The sequence below is a fragment of the Mesorhizobium sp. M7A.F.Ca.US.011.01.1.1 genome (assembly GCF_003998295.1).
Classification (GTDB): domain Bacteria; phylum Pseudomonadota; class Alphaproteobacteria; order Rhizobiales; family Rhizobiaceae; genus Mesorhizobium.
Map to the genome: position 1 here is coordinate 281383 of NZ_RZRT01000004.1, position 18481 is coordinate 299863.

Annotated in this window: 17 protein-coding genes; 13 read left to right on the forward strand and 4 right to left on the reverse strand. The window is 64.6% G+C overall.

The annotated features are described in order from the left end of the window. The first annotated feature begins 64 nt into the window (after positions 1-64). Genes EOA13_RS08180 through EOA13_RS08200 form a run of 5 tightly spaced genes read left to right on the forward strand, consistent with a single transcriptional unit; the run spans position 65 to position 4794 of the window. The gene (locus EOA13_RS08180; RefSeq protein WP_127291190.1) at positions 65-862 is read left to right on the forward strand and encodes an ABC transporter ATP-binding protein; all 798 of its coding nucleotides are present in this window, start codon (positions 65-67) and stop codon (positions 860-862) included. Next, positions 859-1608: an ABC transporter ATP-binding protein gene (locus EOA13_RS08185; protein WP_127291192.1), complete on the forward strand. Its 750-nt coding sequence runs from the start codon at positions 859-861 to the stop codon at positions 1606-1608. Before EOA13_RS08180 ends, EOA13_RS08185 begins: the two co-directional genes overlap by 4 nt. After that, positions 1605-2513: a branched-chain amino acid ABC transporter permease gene (locus EOA13_RS08190; RefSeq protein ID WP_127291194.1), complete on the forward strand. Its 909-nt coding sequence runs from the start codon at positions 1605-1607 to the stop codon at positions 2511-2513. Before EOA13_RS08185 ends, EOA13_RS08190 begins: the two co-directional genes overlap by 4 nt. Then, a complete protein-coding gene (locus EOA13_RS08195) occupies positions 2510-3493 on the forward strand; it encodes a branched-chain amino acid ABC transporter permease (RefSeq protein ID WP_164780023.1) in 984 nt (327 codons plus the stop codon). Before EOA13_RS08190 ends, EOA13_RS08195 begins: the two co-directional genes overlap by 4 nt. After that, on the forward strand, positions 3490-4794 hold the full coding sequence (locus tag EOA13_RS08200; protein ID WP_127291198.1) for an FAD-dependent oxidoreductase: 1305 nt from the start codon (positions 3490-3492) through the stop codon (positions 4792-4794). Before EOA13_RS08195 ends, EOA13_RS08200 begins: the two co-directional genes overlap by 4 nt. A gap of 8 nt (positions 4795-4802) precedes the next feature. On the opposite strand, the gene EOA13_RS08205 is transcribed toward EOA13_RS08200, so the two are convergent. The 4 genes from EOA13_RS08205 to EOA13_RS08220 are packed head-to-tail and all read right to left on the reverse strand — an operon-like array spanning position 4803 to position 9137. Then, positions 4803-5459 (reverse strand): GntR family transcriptional regulator, encoded by a 657-nt coding sequence (locus EOA13_RS08205; RefSeq protein WP_127291200.1) that lies wholly within the window; start codon positions 5457-5459, stop codon positions 4803-4805. A 16-nt stretch (positions 5460-5475) separates the two neighbouring features. Next, positions 5476-6786: an aspartate aminotransferase family protein gene (locus tag EOA13_RS08210; RefSeq protein WP_164780015.1), complete on the reverse strand. Its 1311-nt coding sequence runs from the start codon at positions 6784-6786 to the stop codon at positions 5476-5478. Next, positions 6787-7845 (reverse strand): phosphotransferase, encoded by a 1059-nt coding sequence (locus tag EOA13_RS08215; protein WP_127291202.1) that lies wholly within the window; start codon positions 7843-7845, stop codon positions 6787-6789. Continuing rightward, positions 7842-9137: an ArgE/DapE family deacylase gene (locus tag EOA13_RS08220; protein WP_164780024.1), complete on the reverse strand. Its 1296-nt coding sequence runs from the start codon at positions 9135-9137 to the stop codon at positions 7842-7844. The genes EOA13_RS08215 and EOA13_RS08220 overlap by 4 nt, the downstream gene beginning before the upstream one ends. Before the next feature lie 184 nt (positions 9138-9321). Between EOA13_RS08220 and EOA13_RS08225 the strand changes: the two genes are divergently transcribed. From EOA13_RS08225 to EOA13_RS08260, 8 genes are all read left to right on the forward strand, one after another. Next, positions 9322-10008: a GNAT family N-acetyltransferase gene (locus EOA13_RS08225; protein ID WP_127291322.1), complete on the forward strand. Its 687-nt coding sequence runs from the start codon at positions 9322-9324 to the stop codon at positions 10006-10008. After that, a complete protein-coding gene (locus EOA13_RS08230; RefSeq protein WP_127291206.1) occupies positions 10005-12731 on the forward strand; it encodes a LuxR C-terminal-related transcriptional regulator in 2727 nt (908 codons plus the stop codon). Before EOA13_RS08225 ends, EOA13_RS08230 begins: the two co-directional genes overlap by 4 nt. Before the next feature lie 83 nt (positions 12732-12814). Continuing rightward, positions 12815-13936: a class II histone deacetylase gene (locus tag EOA13_RS08235; protein WP_127291208.1), complete on the forward strand. Its 1122-nt coding sequence runs from the start codon at positions 12815-12817 to the stop codon at positions 13934-13936. A gap of 4 nt (positions 13937-13940) precedes the next feature. Then, entirely contained in the window at positions 13941-14798 is an 858-nt protein-coding gene (urtB, locus tag EOA13_RS08240; protein ID WP_027036158.1) for an urea ABC transporter permease subunit UrtB, read from the forward strand. Then, positions 14795-15781, forward strand: coding sequence for a branched-chain amino acid ABC transporter permease (locus EOA13_RS08245; protein WP_127291210.1), 987 nt, complete (start codon positions 14795-14797; stop codon positions 15779-15781). The genes urtB and EOA13_RS08245 overlap by 4 nt, the downstream gene beginning before the upstream one ends. Beyond that, entirely contained in the window at positions 15778-16482 is a 705-nt protein-coding gene (locus EOA13_RS08250) for an ATP-binding cassette domain-containing protein (protein WP_127291212.1), read from the forward strand. Before EOA13_RS08245 ends, EOA13_RS08250 begins: the two co-directional genes overlap by 4 nt. 2 nt (positions 16483-16484) lie before the next feature. Continuing rightward, positions 16485-17186 (forward strand): ABC transporter ATP-binding protein, encoded by a 702-nt coding sequence (locus EOA13_RS08255; protein ID WP_127291214.1) that lies wholly within the window; start codon positions 16485-16487, stop codon positions 17184-17186. A gap of 81 nt (positions 17187-17267) precedes the next feature. After that, a complete protein-coding gene (locus EOA13_RS08260; protein ID WP_023808839.1) occupies positions 17268-18437 on the forward strand; it encodes a substrate-binding protein in 1170 nt (389 codons plus the stop codon). Positions 18438-18481: the final 44 nt, after the last annotated feature.

The following is an 18481-nucleotide window of genomic DNA, read 5'->3' on the forward strand; positions in this document are numbered from 1 at the left end:
AGCAAGTGTGATCACAAATCATAATCAGAAAGCGGCAACGATCGTATTCGGCCAGAGGGTTTGAATGAGCGAGGCAACCAAACGGCAAGGGGAAACCCGCGCGCCGGTTCTGACGGCAAGGAATGTCGTCAGGCGGTTCGGCGGCCTTGTCGCCGTCAACGATGTCTCGTTCGACGTCAGGGCTGGAGAAATCCTCGGCCTGATCGGCCCCAACGGCGCCGGCAAGACGACGATGTTCGATCTGCTAGCTGGCAGCATATTGCCGACCGGCGGTGAAATCCTTCTCAACGGTACGCCAGTCTCGGGCGAAGCCGCACATCTGCGCATCGGACGTGGCCTTGGCCGAACTTTTCAGATCCCGCGCCCGCTGCCCAATCTGACGCTGATCGAAAACATCATGCTGGCGGCACAGGGCCAGGCCGGCGAAAAACTGCTCGCCAATTTCGTGACGCCATGGCGCGTCGCTGCTCAGGAAAGAGCCGCCAGGGCAAAGGCGCTCGAACTGCTGGAACTGGTCACCCTCACCCGCCTCGCACATGAGCCGGCGCGCGTGCTTTCCGGCGGCCAGCGCAAGCTGCTCGAACTCGCCCGCGTCATGATGGCAGACCCGGCGATCATCCTGCTCGACGAGCCGGCAGCTGGCGTCAATGCAACGCTGCTCGAAGTCATCATCGACCGCATTCGCGACATCAACGCTCGCGGCATCACCTTCCTGCTGATCGAACACAACATCGACATGGTGACGCGGCTCTGCCATCGCGTTCTCGTCATGGCGAGCGGCCAATTGCTCAGCGAAGGCACGGCCGAACAGGTCGCACGCGACCCGCGCGTCATCGAGGCCTATCTCGGAGGCGCGGCATGAGCGAGACCGTCCTCGATGTCCGTGATCTCGAAGCCGGCTATGAACCCGGCGTGCCGATCGTGCGTGGCGCCTCGATCACCGTCAAAAAGGGCGAGATCGTCGTCGTGCTCGGCCCCAACGGCGCCGGCAAGTCGAGCTTCATCAAGGCAATCGCCGGCCTCGTCCCGATCACCGGCGGCACGGTGTTTCTGGACGGCAAGGACATCACGGCCGCGCCTGCCCACACCATGGTTCGGCTCGGGCTTGCCTTCGTGCCGCAGACCGAAAACATCTTTCCGCTGATGTCGGTCGAGGACAATCTCAAAGTCGCCTGCGGCATCCTTGAACGGCGCGAGATCCCTGGCCGCATCGAGGAGATGTATTCGGCCTTCCCCGACCTCGTCCGCCAGCGGCGCACCGCCGCCGGCAATTTGTCGGGCGGACAGCGGCAGATGCTGGCCGTCGCACGGGCGCTGATCGTCCACCCCAAGGTGCTGGTGCTGGACGAGCCGTCGGCCGGCCTGTCGCCGAAATTCGTCTCGATGGTATTCGAGATGCTGGCAAACATCCGCAAATCCGGCGTCACCATCCTTTTGGTCGAGCAGAATGCCAAGGCTGCACTTGCCATCGGCGACCGCGCCTATGTGCTGGTCGAAGGCAAGGACCGGCACGAAGGCATTGCGTCCGAACTGTGGAACGATCCAGTGGTCGCCGAACTCTATCTCGGCCAGCGCCCATCTCAGGCAGCGAAAGGAGGCACGGCATGAGCCTGCAATTTGTCGTCGACGGATTGCTGACGGGTTCGATGATCGGCCTCGGCGCCATCGGCGTGACGCTCACCTATTCGATCCTGCGTTTCTCGAACTTCGCCCATGGCGACTTCATGGCCTGGGGCACCTATGCGACGCTGGCCGTCGTCAGCGCCATCGGCGCGACATTCGGCAAGGTGGCGCCGATCGCACCGCTGTCCTTCGGTTGGCCACTGATTGTCGCTCTGCTCGTCGGCATGGCATTCACCGCCTTGCTGGCGCTGCTGCTCGACAAGGTGCTGTTCGCGCGGCTGCGGTCGCAGGGCCAGGCGATCATCGTGGTGATGGCGAGCTTCGGCGCCTCGATGGCGCTGAGAAGCCTGCTCGAATTCACCTTCAGCTCGCGGCCGACCTATTTCAGCCGGGCGATCCAGATCGCCATGCCGGTCGGCTTCGGCATCCGCATCACGCCCGACCAGATCGCCTTGCTGCTGCTGACCGCAGTGCTGGTGCTCGGCGTGCATCTGTTGATGACACGCACGCAGACCGGCCGCTCGATGCAGGCCCTGAGCCAGAACGCGGCACTGGCCCGCATCGTCGGCATCGATGTCGCCGGCGTGGTGCGCGTCACCTGGGTCATCGGCGGGGCGCTGGCCTGCGTGGCCGGCGTGATGATCGGCATTCTGGTGCAGATCCGCCCGTTCATGGGTTTCGACATGCTGCTGCCGATGTTCGCTGCCGCCATTCTCGGCGGCATCGGCAGCATTCCTGGCGCGGTGCTCGGTGGCTTGATCATCGGGTTCGCCGAAGCCGGTGCAGTACAGCTGATCGGAGCCGAGTGGCGCGCCGCCGTCTCCTTCATCATCCTGATGGCGGTGCTGTTCGTGCGGCCTATCGGCCTGTTTGGTGTGAGGGAACGCTGATGGACCTGCTCGGCTACGGCGCCTTCTTCCTGACCACCGCGCTGATCTTCTCGCTGGTCACGCTGGGGCTCAATTTGCAATGGGGGCTGACCGGCCTGTTCAATGTCGGCCTCGCCGGCTTCGTCGCCATCGGCGCCTATACATCGGCGCTGCTGACCACACCGGACGATGCCGCGCGGCTCGGCGGCTTCGGTCTGCCGATCCTTGTCGGCTGGCTCGGCGCCATGGTCGTGGGCGGCATAGCCGCGGCCCTTACCGGCATGGCGACGCTGCGGCTCAGGTCCGACTATCTGGCGATCACCACCTTCGGCGTTGCCGTCGTCGTGCAACTGGTCGCACTCAACGCGCAGAAACTGACCGGCGGTCCGTTCGGCATCGGCTTCATCCCACGGCCCTTCGGCAGCCTTGCCGAGACGCCGCTGCTGTTCAACCTGTCCAACCTTGCCGTGGTCTCGGTCGTGACGCTGATCGCCTATCTCGCTTTGGAGCATCTGTCGCGCAGCCCATGGGGCCGCGTGCTGAAGGCGCTGCGCGAGGATGAGCGGGCGGCGATCTCGCTTGGCAAGAGCGCGCGTTTCTATCGCGTCCAGGCCTTTGCCGTGGGCGGCGCCATCATGGCGCTGGCCGGCGCGCTGCAGGCGCATTTCACCGGCTTCATCGCGCCGGACAACTACCTGCCGATCCTCACCTTCCAGGTGTGGGTGATGCTGATCGTCGGCGGCTCTGGCAGCAATCTCGGCGCCGTCATCGGCAGCATCCTGGTGTGGGCGATATGGGCCGGATCGGGCACGTTGACCAGCATCCTGTTCCCGCCGGAACAGCAGGCGCGCGCCGCCGCGCTGCAGATCGCCGCCATCGGTGTCATGCTCTGCGTCATCCTGCTGATCCGGCCCAACGGCCTGTTCGGCGACAGGCCGCGGCGGCCATGGTTCGGCAAGCGGGTGAAGATCGCTCAAGCCAAGAGCAGCTCCGGGTCATGAATGCCGTGCCCCGGCAGGAAACGCATAGCGCTTCGCTCTGGCATGCGGTCAGCCGCAATCGCCGCGAGCGGCCGGCGCTGCAAGGCGGGCTCGATGTCGACCTGGCCATCGTAGGCGGCGGCTTTTCCGGCCTTTCAACCGCGCTGCACGCCGCCGGGAAAGGCCTTTCCGTCGCCGTTCTCGAAGCCGAATTCATCGCCTGGGGCGCGACCGGCAGGAATGCGGGTTTCGTCGTGCCGAACTTCGCCAAGATGGACCCGGTCGACATACTGGCCTATCTCGGACCTTCGCGTGGCGAAAGGCTGATCGATTTCGCCGCCGGCAGCGCCGACCTGGTCTTCCGCCTGATCCGGCAGCACGGCATCGACTGCGACGCCGTGCAGAACGGATGGATCCAGCCAGCGCATTCGCCTGCCGCCTTCGAGAAGGTCAAGTCACGTGCCGGGCAATGGGCACAGCGTGGCCGGCCGGCAGTCACATTGGATCGGCAGGAAATCGAAGCGCTGACGGGCGTACCGGGCTATGTCGGTGGCTGGATGGATCGTTGCGGCGGCGTGCTCAATCCGGTCGCCTATGCGCGCGGGCTTGCCGATGCGGCGGAGAAGGCCGGCGCGCGCATTTTCGAACAGTCGCGCGTCACCTCGGTTGATCGCATGGCCGATGGCTGGGCGCTGAAAACGCCGGCGGGATCGGTGCGCGCCGCAAAGGTGCTGATCGCCACCAACGCCTATGGCTGGTCTCTCAATCCGTCATTGCAGCGAACCTATTTCCCGCTGAAAGTCTTCCAGATCGCGACAGCGCCACTGCCTCGTGATGTGCGCAGCCGGTTGCTTGCCGGCGGGCAAGGCGTCGGCGACACCAGGCGCAATCTCTTCACCTTCCGCTTCGACGCCGAAAACCGGCTGATCAGCGGCGGAATGCATATTCTTGGCGCCGGCGCCGATACGCGTGTACCGCAGACAATCTGGCGGCGGCTTGGCCGGCATCTCGACCTGCCCGATCTGCCGCCGCTTGCCTACAGCTGGTCGGGAATGGCAGCGGTCGAACCGGATTTCCTGCCGCACCTGATCGACCTCGGTCCTGGCCTGATCGCCGGGCGCGCCTGCAACGGCCGCGGCATCGCCATGACGACGGCGATGGGCAAGGTGCTGGCCGATTGGGCCGCTGGAACCGACGCCCGCGACCTGCCGCTGCCTTTCGGGCCGCCGGCGCCAATCCCGTTCCATGCCTTGCTGCGGCATGCGCCCAACATGCTGCTCGGCTGGAGCATGCTGCGCGACCGGTTCGATGAGATGAGATAGGCGGACAGTCAGCTGGCCGCGCCAAGGTTGGCCGACAAAACCGCGGCCGCCGTGGCGATATCCTCTTCTATGAAAATCCGCACTGTGGGACCGCTGCGCTGCTCCAGTGCGGCGACGATCTTGCGATGCGCGGCGTTGGACTGCGGGATGTAGCGATCGGCCTGCATCAGCAGCTTGAGATAGGGCCCGACCCGTCCCCAGAGGTCACGGATCATGTTCAAAAGGATCGGCGCACCGGCATGCTGGTAGATGGCGAAGTGGAACGCCTCGTTGAGTGTCAGGTAAGCCTTGGCGTCACCCGCCTCGATGGCACGCTGCATGCCGGCGAGCGTGGCCTGTATGTCAACGAGCCCGCTCTCCGTCATCCGCGAAGCCGCCATCTCGCCCGCCAGTCCCTCGACGGCGATGCGGATGCGCGTCAGTTCCTCGAAGGCAGGCGCGGACAGCAACGGCACGATGACCGAGCGGTTGTTCTGCATCTCGAGCAGCCGCTCGGCGACAAGCCGCTGCAGCGCCTCGCGGATCGGCGTCGTCGAGATGCCGAAGGTCTCGGCGAGCTTGCGGATGACCAGCGTCTGCCCCGGGCTGAAGCCGCCTGAAATCAACTCCTGCTTGAGCGCGCCATAGGCGCGGTCATTCAAGGTTTGATGTTCGAGCTTCAGCATGCGCGGTCCGCTCCGATCACCAGTTCGACAGGGCGCGATCGAGCGTCTCAGCCAGTTGCTCGGCATTGTCCCTGGCAAATGGCAGTGGCGGCCTGATCTTCAGCACATTGCCTCGCGGACCGCACGACGAGATCAGCACGCCGTCCTCGCGCATGGCTTCGACGACCGCCGATGTCTTGGTGGCAACCAGCGCCTCGTCACCGTCCGCCGTCAGCTCGACGCCAAAATAAAGGCCGTTGTGCCTGATATCGGCGACCGCGCCATGCCGGCTCTGCAGGGCGCGCAGCAGCTCAGCCGTATAGGCGCCGACATTGCGCGCATTCTCGATCAGTCCTTCGCCTTCGATCACCTCCAGAACGGCGAGGCCGACGGCGGCAGCGACCGGATTGCCGCCAAAAGTGTTGAAATAACCGGTGTTCGAGCCGAAGGAGGCGACAAGCTGCGGCCGCACCAGCACGGCGCCCATCGGATGCCCGTCGCCGATCGGCTTGCCCATCGTGACGATGTCCGGCTCGATGCCATAATTGGCGAAGCCCCACATGCCCTGGCCGAGCCGGCCGAAGCCAGACTGGACCTCATCGGCAATGACGATGCCGCCGGCCTTTTTTACATTGTCGGCCGCCTCGCGCATTACCGCCGCATCCGGAAAGAAGATGCCGTCGCTGGAAAAGGCCGAGTCGAGAAGGAGTGCCGCCGGCCGGACATTTCTTGCGCGCATGTCCTCAATGGCTGCGGCGACATTTTTCGCAAAATCATTCGCGGCCCGGCCATGGTCGCGGAACGTGTCCGGCGCTGTCACGGTGCGGTGCTGCGCGGGCACGCCCTTTGCCCCGACCGCCGCCGGCGACAGCTGCGCCGTCGCGATGGTGGCGCCGTGATAGGCGAAGTCGGTGATGATCACCCCGGTGCCGCCGCTGGAATGCAGGGCGATGCGGATGGCGAGGTCGTTGGCCTCGCTGCCGGTGCAGGTGAACATGGCATGGCCGAGATGTGCCGGAACGGTGCCGAGAAGTTTCTCCGCGTAGTCAAGGATGACCTCGCTGAGATAGCGTGTGTGGGTGTTGAGCGTGGCGGCCTGCGCTGACAGCGCCTCGACGACACGCGGATGGCAGTGTCCGACCGAGGCGACGTTGTTGTAGGCGTCGAGGAACTTGCGGCCCTGGGCGTCGTAGAGCCACACGCCACTGCCGCGCACCAGATGGATGGGGTTGCGATAGAAGGCGCGGTAAGTCGGCCCGAGCAGCCTGGCGCGGCGTTCGAGCAGCGCACGCTCCGATGCAGCCGCGTCGGCATTTGCGGGGTATGGCGAGGATTGGGACACGAGCATCTACTCCGGATTGGAATGGTCGAGAAAATAGCGGCAGGCATCTGAGGACGACAGGCTGTCCAACCGTTCGAGTGAGGCCCAGACTTCGGTGGCGAGGCGCAGCACATAGTCGCGCTTGGCCGGGAAGCGCTCGGCCTGCCAGCTGGCGATGTTGACGATGAGCGCAAGCCGGGCACGGATCAGATCGAAAAGAATGCTGAGCTCTTCGGCCTCCAATGGCTGTACGGATTGATAGCCGGCGACGAAGCGCGCCGCCGGCACCAGCGGATGACCTTGCGCCGGCCAGCGATAGACGGCGCCGATGGCGAGGTCGCAGATCAGCGGCGAATGGATCATGTCGCCGAAATCGAGAATGCCGCTCACGATCTCCGGCCGCGACGCGTCCATCACCACATTGTAGGAGTTCATGTCGTTGTGGACGATCTGGGCGCGCAGGCTCGGAATGACCGGCGCAGCATGCTCCTCGAAGGAGTCAATCGCGCGTTCGACCATCGCCTGCCGGTCAGCGTCAGGGATGTGCGCCATCATCGGCCGTGTCTTGGCGACCTTGCGAATGTCCCAGAGCAGGTCGCTGCCGGCGGCCGGATGGAAAAAGCCGCGCAGCGCCCGGCCAAGGCGGGCGAGGAAGATGCCGAGATTGCGATCCTGCGCCTCAGAAGTCGGCGAGCGCGACAGCAGCTGGCCAGGCAGGTAGCTGACCAGCCGGATGATGCGCGGCGCCGATCCGCCGACGCTGACCGCGAACTGCGCTTCGCCGTCGCGGCTTTTGCGCACCGAGGGAACCGGCAAAGTCGGGTCGACCGCGAGGATGTGGTCGAGCGCCTTGTTCTGGAAGTCGGTGAAGCCGGCCTCTTCCGCCGGATGGGAGATCTTCAGGACGAACTCACCCTCGCCGTCGGTCTGGATGTGGAAATTGTGATCGCGCTCGCCAGGCAGCGGGCGCGCGCTGCCTGCGATCCCGTAGTGCCGTCGCAGGATGGCAAGCGCATCGGCCGCCGACACATCCGGCGCGTCCTCGGCGAGCGTTTCGCCGAAAGCATCGGGGACGGCTGCATTCATGGCTTGGCCTCGATAGGTTCGAGGCCGCACCAGTCGGCAATGAACAAAGCGATGGTCTGGGTGACCTTGCGTACCGAGTCGAGATCGACGGCCTCGTCATAGCCATGCGGCATGCGGCAGATCGGACCGTAGACGATCGCCGGCGTGTCGGCATAGAGGCCGAAGAAGCGCGCATCGGTCGTCGCCGAGGTGACGTGCTCCGTCAGCGGCTCGCCCCACACGGCGGTGTGGCTGCGGCGCAGCACGGCTTCCATCTCGTCGGCACCCTCCAGCACATAGCCTTCGGCCATGAAGCCGTTGTAGGTCATCATCGGTGGACGATTGGCCAGGAACGGATCGGCACGCGCCGCTTCGGCGATACAGGCCTCGAGCTCGGCCCTGGCGTCTTCGAGCCTCTGGCCGGGATAGGTGGCGACGCGCATCTCGAAGACACAGCGCGCCGGAACGCTCGATGTCCATTCGCCGCCTTCGATCTTGCCGAGATTGAAGCGGATCGGGTGCGGGTGATCGTGAAAATGCCTGTCGTCGACCTTGCGCGCGTTCCAGACGATTTCGAGCTGCTTCAGCGCCTGGATGATGACAAATGCCTTTTCGATGGCATTGGCCCCGGCCGAAAATGCACCCGACGCATGCTGCGGATCGCCGTCGACCTCGACCCGGAACCAGATCGGCCCGACCTGCGCCCGCATCAGTCTCGGCTCCAGCGGTTCGGGAATGAAAGCGGCGTCGGCGCGGTAGCCACGCTGCAGGCAGGCGAGCGCGCCATTGCCGGTGCATTCTTCCTCGACCACCGACTGGAGATACACGTTCGCGGCAGGCTGATAGCCAAGGCTGCGCAATGCGGCCAGCGCATAGAGGCAGGCGGACAGGCCGGCCTTCATGTCGCCGGCGCCGCGGCCATGCATCCAGCCGTCCTGGATCACCGGATCGTAGGGATCGCGCACCCAGCGGTCGAGCGGTCCGGTCGGAACGACATCGATATGGCCGTTGAGGATCAGCGAGCGGCCGGTCGCGTTTCGCGGCGTATGCGTGGCAACGACATTGAAGGCGTCGTCATAAGAAACTGCCACGGGTGAAAAACCTGGCAAGTCGCGAATCGCATCGACATCGACGCGCCACATGTCGACGGCATAGCCGTCAGCCTCAAAGGCAGCCGCCATGAACGATTGCGCGGCATGTTCCTCACCACGCTGTGAAGGAAACCGCACGAGGTCTTGCAGGAACGCAACCTGCCGCACGAAGCCGTCATCGACTGCGCTCAGAATGGCCTCATCCGCAATCCGCTCAGGCATCATATTTCACTTTCTTCTGGATGGTGTATCATATCTCATATGCCATTCCTGTGAAATGCAAGAGGCATACGCGCCAAACTTTCAGTCCAGAGCTTGCCGTTCGATGCTGCCATGGTCTTGGGGAGTTGGCATCGGATGCAGCAAGCCGATACTGCTATCTCTGGAAGACATGACGAGGAATGCGTTGATCACCGAAGACACGATGCCCGCCGAACTCACCGATCTCGCCATCGGCTACCATCGCCTGCCGGTGGGCAAGCTCGCCAATGCGGTGACGTGGATGGAGGCGCGCGCGCCGCAACCCGATCTCGCGCACCCCTTGGCCATGACACTGATCACGACGCCCGACTGCGCTTCCTACCGGGCGATCTTCCTAGAGATCGGCGCGCCCTGGCTTTGGGACCGTGTTTCCGAAATGTCCGATGCCGAAATCACCGAGCATTTCGCCGACCCGCGCCAGCATCTCTACTACGGCCATGACGAGACCGGCGCGCATCTCGGTATGGTCGAATTCTTCGTCGCCGACAGCAGCGAGATCGAGATCACCTATTTTGGCCTGTTCCCGTCCCTGACCGGCAGGGGTTTCGGCAAACGGCTGATGGCCGGGGCACTGGACCTCGCATGGCGTCTCAACCCGAGCCGCATCTGGCTGCATACAAGCAGCTTCGATCATCACAGTGTCATCGGGTTCTACAGTGCCTGTGGGTTCGTCCCCTTCGCGACCGGATTTGAGATCGTCGACGATCCCCGGATCAAGGGAACCTTGCCGCGCGATGCCGCACCGCAGATTCCGCTGATCGAAACGGAGTGGAGCAATGGCAAGGGAGCCGCGCTTTCCCGGAAAAGCGACAGGTTGCACGGACCTAGATGAGAACAGCTCCGCAATCCGTCAGCCAAGCGTCGCCGCACCATCGCCGATGGGTGCGCCGCGAGACCATCCTGTCGACGCTGGAGCGCCACATCGACACGCGCATCGTGCTGTTCGCCGCGCCCGCCGGCTTCGGCAAATCGACGACAATGGCGCAATGGGCCACGGAGGTCGCGCGCCACGGCCGGCTGACCGCATGGCTATCCTGCGAGGCAACCGACAATGACGAGGGCGCCTTCCTGTCGCATCTGGTGGGCGCGCTCCGCCATCTCGTCCAGAGCCCAGCGGAACTCGACCTCGCTTTCCAGTCCAGCCCGATCCCCCAGCTCGATGTCATGCTCGCGGCACTGGTCACGGGCCTTGCAGCGCGCGAAGCTGACATCACGCTGTTCTTCGACGACTACCACGCTGTCGAGGCGACGGCGGTGAAGCGGTTCATGGAGCGCCTGACCCGGCAGGCGCCGGCAAACGTCGCCTTCGTCATCGGCTCGCGCAGCCTGCCCGATCTGCAACTCGGCAAGCTCAGGGTGCTGGGCGACATCTTCGAAATCGGCCCCGACGATCTGCGTTTCGCCTCGTCCGAGGCCGAGGCTTTCTTCAACGAGAAGCTGGGCCTGAGCGTCAGCAGCGGCACAGTGGAGACCTTGTGCTCGCGTACCGAAGGATGGGCCGCCGGCCTGCAGCTCGCCTCGCTGTCGCTGAGTGCCGCACACGCACCCGAAATCGTCATCGGCAATTTTACCGGCGCCAACCGCAACGTCGCGGACTTCCTGATGGGCGAAGTGTTTCTGGAGCTGCCGCCGGCAATCGCAAAATTCCTGCTCTACAGTTCGATCTTCGAACGCTTCAGCGCCGAAGCCTGCCGGGCGGTGATGCGCGCGGCGGATGCCGAGGCGGCGATTACCGAGATCGAGACGCGCAACCTGTTCCTGGTGCCGCTCGATGAAGAGCGACGCTGGTTCCGCTATCATCATCTGTTCCGCGATTTCCTCAGCCGCGAAATGGAACGGCGCGAACTGGAGATGATCGCGCCGCTGCATCTGGCGGCCGCCGAATGGTTCGGCGAACGCAAGATGCTGACCGAGGCGATCGGGCACGCGCTGGCCGCCGGCGACCAGGCACGCGCGGCGGTATTCGTCGAAAACAACGCGCTCGACCTCATCGCCCAGTGCCAGCTTCTCTACGTGCGCCAGCTGCTCGCGCTGCTGCCTAGGAAACTGATCGACCAGCGCATCCGGCTGCAACTGGTGGTGCTGTGGCTGGCGGTGCACAGCAGCCAACCCGAGATTGCCCAGCAGACGCTGAGCAATGCGCGCAAGCTGGTCGAGACCGGACCGACTGACAGCAATGACCCAGGCACCATGACCGGCACAACGATCGAGGCCGAACTGGTGGTTCTCGCCGCTGCCGTCCACAGCACGCTGGAGCAGTTCGATCAGGCGCGTGACAGCGCGCTTGCCGCCTTGCGCGTCATCTCACCCGATGCCTGGTTCATGGAAGGCGCGACCGCCAATGTCATCGGCTACAATCTCTATGCGCTGGGTGACCTCGAAGGTGCCCGCGCCGCGATCGATGCGGCGCGACGGGCGCATGAGCGAAGCGGCAGCCTGCTCGGCGTCACCATTGCCAATTGCTACATGGCCGTTGTCGAGCGTTCGGCGGGCCGCTTGCCCGCCGCCGAGCGGCTGCTGCGCAACGCCATCATCGAGGCCAGGGCGCGGATCGGTGCTAATTCCTATGCCGAGGCCCTGGCCGGAACGCTGCTAGCCGAGCTCGCCTACGAGACCAATGCGTCGGGCGAAGCGCTGACCCTGGTCGAGAATCTCGGCCCGCAGATCGAGGGCGCGGCGGTCATCGTCTATCCCCTTGCCAGCGTGCCGACCTATGCCCGTGTGCTGCAGCTGACCGGTCGCACCGAAGCCGCACTGGACATGCTGGAGCGCGTCTATCAACGCGTGCGCGGCACGGTGTATCGCCGCCTGGCATCGATGATCGTGCATGACCGCATACGTGTGCTGCTCGACCAGAACCGTATTGCCGAGGCGCGCGCGCTGCTGACCGAGCATCGCGGCGAAGGGACCGAGGCTTCGATGGCCATCACCACCGCCAACGAGTTCGAGTTCTTCGCCGAAGGCCGCCTGCTGACGGCCGAGAAATCCTATACAGCTGCGGCGCAGGTTTTCGAGGCGCTGCTGGAGCGCACGAAAGACAGCGGGCGCATGCGCCGCCATATATTGGCGCTGATCCTGCACGCCAAAGCGGCCAGCGCTGCCCACGACCAACGCGAGGCAGACCGCAATCTCCTCGATGCATTGCGCCTCGCCCAACCCTCCGGCTTCATCCGTTCCTTCGTCGACGAGGGGAGGTCCGTCGTCGAAGGGTTGATGCGGCTGCGTGCGGCCCAGGCGAAGACCGATCCCGCGCTGTCAGCCTATGCCACGCGCATCATCGATGCCGCGCAGACAATGCCTGTCGCGACACGCAAGCTGGCCGCACCAGCCGCTGAAAAGGAACAGCTCACCCAGCGCGAGGCCGAACTGCTGCGCTATCTCGCCGAGGGCATGTCCAATCGCGATATCGCCCTTGCGCTGTCGGTGAGCGAAACCACGGTGAAGTGGCATCTGAAGAACATTTTCGGCAAGCTCGCGGTGACCAACCGGGTCCAGGCCGTGCGCGCCGCGCAAGGATCCGCAGGCGCCCATACCCCTCCGAAAGGAGGGGTCTAGATAAAAGGCGCGACCCCCCTTTCGGGTCGGGCCGCATGATCGTTAGCCTGCTAGCGTCACCTGGTTTTCAGAGGACGCTGCGGATGGCGACAGGCTACGTTTTTCACGAACAGCTGATGTGGCATGACACCGGCTCCAGTGCCGACATGATGCCGCCCGGCCGTTTCGTGGAACCCGGCCGCCATCTGGAATCGCCTGGCTCGAAGCGCCGGCTGAACAATTTGATCCAGGTCAGCGGCCTGTCGCGCCATCTGGTGCCGATCATCCCCGAACCGGTCTCGGTCGAGGACCTGCTGCGCGTCCACACGCAACGTCACGTTGACGACATCAGGATGCTCAGCGAGCGCGGCTCCGGTTTCGCCGGGCCGCAGGCGCCGATCGGCCTCAACAGTTTCGACATCGCGCTGCTGTCGGCCGGCACCACCTATGCCGCGATGCGCGCCGTGCTGACAGGGCGCGTCGACAATGCCTATGCGCTGGCGCGGCCACCGGGACACCATGCCGAGCCCGACCAGGCGATGGGCAACTGCCTGTTCTCCAACATCGGCGTCGCTGTCCGCCGGCTGCAGCATGAGGGCCTGCTCGGGCGCGCGGCGATAGTCGACTGGGATGTGCATCATGGCAACGGCACCGAGACGGTGTTTTATTCCGACCCGTCGGTGCTGACCATTTCCGTGCATCAGGACAATCTCTACCCGACCGGGCGCGGTGCACTGGCCGACAACGGCAAAGGCGACGGCGAAGGCTACAACATCAACATCCCGCTGCCGGCCGGCAGCGGCACCGGCGCCTATGAAGCGACCTTCGACCGCGTCGTCGCACCGGCGCTGCGTGCCTACAGACCGGACCTCGTCATCGTCGCCTCCGGCTTCGATGCGTCCGGCTTCGATCCGCTCGGCCGCATGATGCTCAACAGCGAATGCTTCCGGCGCCTGGCCGCGCGCATGGTGGCACTGGCCGCCGAGACCTCGCAAGGGCGCCTGATGATGACCCATGAAGGCGGCTACTCCGAAGGCTATGTGCCGTTCTGCGGTCATGCCGTCATCGAGACGCTGGCCAATCACCGCACCGAAGTGGTCGACCCGCTGTCGGAGCATATCGACGAATGGGCCGGGCAGGATTTGCAGCCGCACCAGGCCGCGGTGATCGATGCCGCAGAGGGGCTGCTCGCCGGCCTGCGCCAACGCCTTGCCAGCGCGGCCTGACGCGATGGATTTTGTCGTCACCACACTTCTCAACGCACTAACGCTGATCAGCATCCTGATGCTGGTTGGGCTCGGACTGGCGATCAGCTTCGGGCTGATGAACGTGACCAATTTGGCGCATGGCGAGTTCGTCACCGTCGGCGCCTTCGCCGTCTATTTCGTCCAGAGCATGGGCGGCTCGTTCTGGCTTGGCCTGGCGGCTGCGCCCATTGCCGGCGCGGTGGTCGGCTGTATCCTCGAATTCGCCATCATCCGCCATCTCTATTCCAGGCCGGTCTCGACCGTGCTTGCCACCTGGGGCGTCAGCCTGATCCTGCAGCAAGGGCTGGAACTGACCTTCGGTCTCGGCGCCAAGCCAGTGACGCCGCCGATCGAGGGCACACTCGACCTCGTCTTCACCGTCTATCCGGCCTATCGGCTGATCCTGATCGGCATTGCCATGCTGACCTTGCTCGGGGTCATCCTGCTGATCAGCCGCACGTCCTTCGGGCTCGACATCCGCACCGTCATCCAGAACCGCGAGATGGCCGAGGGCGTCGGCATCAACACGCGGCGCACCTACGCCATCGCCTTCACCTTCGGCGCGGCCATCGCCGGGCTCGCCGGCGGACTGGTCGCGCCGCTGGCAATCGTGCTGCCGCAGATGGGGGTGAACTATCTCGCCAATGCTTTCTTCGTCGTCATCGTCGGCGGTGTCGGCTCGATCGGCGGCCTTGTCGCCGGCAGCGTCTTCGTCGGCGGACTGACCAGCATCCTCAACTATCAGATATCGCCATCGCTGGCGCAGGCGATCGTGCTGCTCGCGGCCATCGTCGCTGTCCGGTTGAGGCCCAATGGCCTGTTCAACGGAGCGTCGCGATGATCGCCCGCGATCGCAACTGGCTGCTGATCTTCGCCGTCTGCGTGGCGCTCGCGGTCGTCTATCCCCTCTTCGCCGACGGCTATCAACTGACCGTAATCCGCGATGCGCTGATCTTCGGCCTGTTCGCGGCAAGCCTCGACTTCTTCTGGGGCCGCACCGGAATCCTGTGTTTCGGCCACGCGGCCTTTTTCGGTATCGGCGGCTACATCATGGCGCTGGTCACGCTCAACGATGCTATCCCCTTCGGAAGCCTGCTCGGCATCATCGGGGCGGTGGCAGGAGCAGCCTTCGTCGCCGCCATCATCGGCTACTTCCTGTTCTTCGGCGGCATTCGTGGCAGCTATTTCACCATCGTCACGCTGGCCATGGGCGTCATCTGCCAGCAGGCCGCGGTCTCGTGGAGCTCGGTCACCGGCGGCGACAGCGGGCTGATCGGGATCCCGCCGATCGAGTTCGATCTTGGCGACCTGCATGTAGATCTGAGCCAGGACCTGCCCTCCTACATCTTCGTCTCGGCCATCGTCGCGGTGACCGTGCTGGCGCTTTGGTCGATCAGCCGTGGCCGCTGGGGCACGGTGCTCACCGCCATCCAGGACAATGAAGTCCGGGCGGCAGCGCTCGGCCACAATGCGCCATTGCGGCTGCTCGTCACCTTCGTCCTGTCGGCGGCCATCGCCGGACTTGCCGGCGCGCTCTATGTCTGCATGGCAGGGCTGGTGGCGCCCGATTTGTCCGGACTGCTTCTGTCGACGGAGGTGATTGTATGGGTGGCGGTCGGCGGACGCGGCACGCTGCTTGGGCCTGTGCTTGGCGCCATCTTCATCCAGCGGGCGCAGCAGACGATCAGCAGCTTCAACCCGAGCCTGTGGCCGCTGTTGCTCGGCTGCGTCTTCGTCATCATCGTTTTCGTCCTGCCGGACGGCATCCTGTCGATCTACGCACGGCTGAAGAGCCTGTTCAAAGGCGGGAGGCGCGCGCAATGAGCGACATCCTGCTCCAGGCCGAAAATATCGGCATCCGCTTTGGCGGGCTGCAGGCGCTCGAAGCCTTGAACCTCACCGTGCGCGACAAGGAGCTCTGCTGCATCATCGGACCGAACGGTGCCGGCAAGAGCACCTTCCTCAACGTGCTGACCGGGACGCTGCGGCCGACCAGCGGCAGCGTGCGCTTCCTCGGTCAAGACATTGCCGGCCTGCCGCTGCACCGCATCGCCCGGCTCGGCATCGCCCGAAAATTCCAGATCCCGTCGGTCTTCCCCAGCCTCTCGGTGGAGGACAACCTGAAAGTCGCGCGCTGGGGCGCGCCCTCGCCAATGCGTCCGGTTGGTGAACTTCTGGAACTGGTCGCGCTCAGCAACCGGGCCGCCACACTGGCCGGTGAACTCGCACACGGCCAGAAGCAATGGCTGGAGATCGGCATGGCGCTGGCGATCGAGCCAAGGCTTCTGTTGCTGGACGAGCCGACCGCCGGCATGACACCGCAGGAGACGCTGGCGACGGCCGACATGCTGCTACGGCTCAAGGGCGAGTTCTCGATCGTCGCGGTCGAGCACGACATTCGCTTCGTGCGGGCGCTGAACTGCGAGACACTGGTGCTGCACCAGGGGCGCCGGCTGCGCAGCGGTCCTTTCCATGACATCGAGACCGACGAGATGGTCCGCGATGTCTATCTGGGGAGGCGCTGACCATGCTGCGGACAATGGCGGTGTCGGCCGGCTACGGCCTGCTCCCGGTGCTGAACGGCATCGACCTCAGTGTCGGCCCGGGCGAAGTCGTCGGCCTGCTCGGCCGTAACGGCGCCGGCAAAACGACGCTGTTGCGCGTCATCGCCGGCGGCTTGCGGGCAAGCGGCGGCGCCATAATCCTCGGCGACCAGAACCTTACCAACGCGCCGGCCTTCCGCCGCGCGCGGGCGGGCATCGCGCATGTGCCGCAGGGCCGCGGGATCTTCAATCAGCTGACGGTGCGACAGAATCTGGAAGTCGGCACCCGTGCCGCCAGGGACCGTGGCGACGGCGGCATTCCGGCCGACATCTTCAGCTATTTTCCGATCCTGCGCGAACGTGAAGCGCAGGTCGCCGGCACGCTTTCGGGCGGCCAGCAGCAGATGCTGGCGATCGGCCGCGCGCTCTGCGGCCTACCGTCGGTGCTGCTGCTCGACGAGCCCTCGGAAGGCATCCAGCCGAACATCGTGCAGTCGATCGCCGAGCTGGTGCCGCGCATCGCCCGCGAGCGCGGCATCGCGATCGTTCTGGTCGAGCAGAATCTCGATCTCGTTCTCAAGGCATCGGACCGCTGCCTGGTGATGGAGAAGGGCAGGATCGTCCATGAAGGCGCGCCGGAGGCGTTCGCCGACGAGACCCTGCTCAAGGATTTGTTGGCTTTATAAGGCGCGCCTGAAGCGCGCCTGGACCTGTTGGCTTTGTAAGGCGTGCATGGGGCGCGCCTGGGACTGGAAGGGAACACAACAATGATAAGCAGAAGAACTGTCTTGAAATCGGGCGGCGCTGCCGCCGCCTTCGCCATAGTCGGCGCGCCGTCGATCCTGCGCGCCGCCGACACCGTCAAGGTCGGCCTGTCGATCCCGATCACCGGACTGCAGGCGATCCTCGGCGAGACGCTCCTCAATTGCTACAAACTCGCCGCCGCCGAACTCAACGCCGCCAACGGCATTGGCGGGCGCCAGGTCGAACTCATCATCGAGGACAACCAGACCACGACCAAGGGCTCCATCGACAAGGCGCGCAAGCTCATCAACGAAGACAAGGTCGACGTGATCATGGGCACGATCATTTCGCCCGAGCGCAGCGCCACGCTGTCGGTCACCTCGAAGGCCAAGAAGCTGTTCTTCTACCCGACCAATTTCGAAGGCGGCGAATGCAACCGCTACTTCGTCGCCACCGGCCCGATCCCGATGCAGCAGGTCGACCCGATGATGCCATGGGTGGCAGAGAACCTCGGCAAGACGATCTATGTCATGGCTTCGGACTATGCCTGGCCGCAGAAGATGACCGAGGCGATCACGGCGGCCTATGAGAAGGCCGGCGGCAAGATCATCGGCGCCGATTACTATCCGTTCGGGACCACGGATTTCGGCCCGGCCTTCCAGAAGATCAAGTCGCTGAAGCCCGATGTCGTCTGGTCGATGGTGGTCGGCAACGACGCCGTCACCCAGCTCAAGCAGTATCGCAGCTTCGACATCAAGCAGCCGCTGATCGCCCCGCTCGACGAGGTCTTCAACAAGGACGCGCTGCCGCCAGGCGTGGCGGCCGGCACCTATGCGCCGCAACCCTACTGGATGGCGCTGGACAATCCGGTCAACAAAAAGTTCATCTCCAGCTTCCGTGAGAAATTCGGCCAGGAGAAGATGGTCAACGGCATCGGCGAGGCCGGCTACAACGGCCTGCATCTCTACGCGCTGGCCGCTGAGAAAGCGGGATCGCTGAAGGACGACGATGTATTGGCCGCGCTGCCGTCGATCGAGTTCGACGCACCGCAAGGCAAGATCCGCGTCGACGCCACCAACAACCACACACTCTGCCATTCCTATGTAGGCAAGGCGGCGGCCGACGGCATCGGCTACGAGATCGCTAAGGATTTCGGCACCATCGCGCCGGTAACGCCTTACTGCAAGGTGTAGGGTCTTCCGCCCAAGCAATCCTGACGGCGGCTTTGTCGCTGCCG